The sequence below is a fragment of the Micrococcus sp. CH7 genome, from assembly GCF_001595485.1.
Taxonomy (GTDB): domain Bacteria; phylum Actinomycetota; class Actinomycetes; order Actinomycetales; family Micrococcaceae; genus Micrococcus; species Micrococcus luteus.
The window spans coordinates 1-1,341 of record NZ_LOSQ01000016.1 but is presented as its reverse complement, the minus strand read 5'-3'; the positions used below and the strand labels follow the sequence as shown (position 1 = coordinate 1,341).

1 protein-coding gene is annotated in these 1,341 nt (G+C 68.8%); it reads right to left on the bottom strand.

The window, feature by feature from the left end:
• Window positions 1-39: 39 nt before the first annotated feature.
• A protein-coding gene (locus AUV08_RS05595; protein WP_369814516.1) for an IS3 family transposase occupies window positions 40-1,274 on the bottom strand; the annotation gives its coding sequence in 2 pieces (ribosomal slippage) (window positions 40-965 and window positions 965-1,274; 1,236 coding nt in all).
• Window positions 1,275-1,341 lie beyond the last annotated feature (67 nt).

The window sequence follows — 1,341 nt, the reverse complement described above, 5'->3', positions numbered from 1 at the left end:
GGGCCTTGACCCCGGATCGTGGACACGGTGTCATTTCGGTTATGCCGCTTCCGTGAGGATAGCGAAGGTGGCGGTCTCGTAGGCGTTCGGGGTGATGTTGCCGATCGCGGAGTGGCGCCTGCGGGTGTTGTAGCGGTTCGCCCACCGGAACACGGCCCGGTAGGCCGTGGGCGCGTTCGGGAACGCGGGTCGGCCTTCGAGCAGTTCGCGCTTGAGGGCCGCGTTGAAGCTCTCGGCGAGGGCGTTGTCGGCCGACGAGCCGATCGCTCCCATCGACTGGATCACCCCGAACCGCTCGCAGAGGCCGGTGTAGGACTTCGAGGTGTAGACCGAGCCGTGGTCGCTGTGGAACACGGCCCCGGCGAGGGAGCCGCGCTCGCGCCATGCAGCCTTCAGCGCGTCTTCGACGAGCTCGGTGCGCATGTGGCTGGCCATCGCCCAGCCGGCGAGCTTCCGTGACCCGAGGTCGATGCAGGACGCGAGGTACAGGTTCGTGCCGTCCTCGATGGGCAGGTAGGTGATGTCGCCGACGTAACGGCGGCCCGGCTCCCCGGTGGAGAAGTCGCGGCCGATCAGGTCCGGGAAGCGCCGCCCCGACTGGTCCGGAATCGTGGTCTTCACCCGCTTGCGCAGCCGGATCCCGGCCAGGCCGTGCTGACGCATCACGCGGGCCACGCGCTTGTGGTTGACCCGCTCACTCTCGGCAACGCCCTCGTTGAGGTCGGCGGTGATCCGCGGTGCACCCAAGGCGCGGTCCCCGCCCTGCTGCGGGTCCTGCAGCGCCCGGATCCGGCCAGCGAGGGCCGCATCTGCCGACTGCCTCGCGGCACGTCCGGGGGCGGCGGACAGCCACGCGTAGAACGACGACCTCGCGATCTCGATGACCTCACACAACCGCTTCACGCCGTAGGCGTCCTTGTGATCCTCGACGAACTGGAAGCGGTTCACCAGCTCGTCTCCCCGGCGAAATACTTCGCCGCCTGACGGAGGATGTCCCGCTCCTCCGCAAGCTTGGCCTGCTCAACCCGGAGCGCCTGGTTCTCAGCCTCCAGCCGCGCGATCCTCGCCGCCTGCGACTCCGCCCGCACCGCCGCCGGAGCGACCGGGCTTCCGGTCGTCGTGGTCCCGGAGCCGAGCTTGTCGACCCACTCCTTCAACGCGCCGCGGGACACGCCGAGATCCGCCGCGATCCCCTTGAGCGTCGCCCCGGGCGTGGACTCGTACAAGTCCACCGCTCGGCGACGGAACTCGTCCGTGTAGTTCTTCCTGGCCATCCTTGGATTCTCGCTCCCCCCAGCATCGTGCTGGAATCAGCGTGTCCAAGATCAAGGGTCAAGCCCC